General features: G+C 37.1%; 1 pseudogene. It reads right to left on the bottom strand.

Annotated features, from left to right (window positions below):
- Positions 1 to 305: 305 nt before the first annotated feature.
- A pseudogene (locus AACQ81_RS06165) lies at positions 306 to 418 on the bottom strand (IS30 family transposase); the annotation flags it as partial.

Genomic DNA, 418 nt, shown 5'->3' with positions numbered 1-418 from the left:
ATGGTCAAGCAATGTGATTGCGGGGCACCAAGCCAAAGAAATAAGCTTAAAAAAGCCAGCTGGTGTGATGATTACCGCGCCCAAGTTTTCTTTGGCTGAATGTTAATCAAAGTATGCTCGTGCCCTGGCCGTTCCCCACAGTGAAGTTTTTTCTGAAGAAAAATGGGATAGTTATCATCCTAAAAACAGATATCCCAAAATTAATAACCCATAAATAAATCAGTGTGACTACATTGAGCTGGCTAATTCAAAAAGAATTTAGCCAGCTATTATACTATATAAATAATAATACTTGGATTCACATATTAAGCGCAACATCGTAATGAACGAAGTAAATGAGTGGGGATACCTTTAAATAACTCATTCGGTGTTTTGTAATCTCGTGTTTTACGAGGACGATTATTTAATCGGTTTGCCA

The sequence above is a fragment of the Xenorhabdus sp. Sc-CR9 genome (genome assembly GCF_963897815.1).
Classification (GTDB): domain Bacteria; phylum Pseudomonadota; class Gammaproteobacteria; order Enterobacterales; family Enterobacteriaceae; genus Xenorhabdus.
The sequence above is the reverse complement of the archived record's forward strand: the minus strand, read 5'-3'. Positions and strand labels throughout refer to the sequence as shown.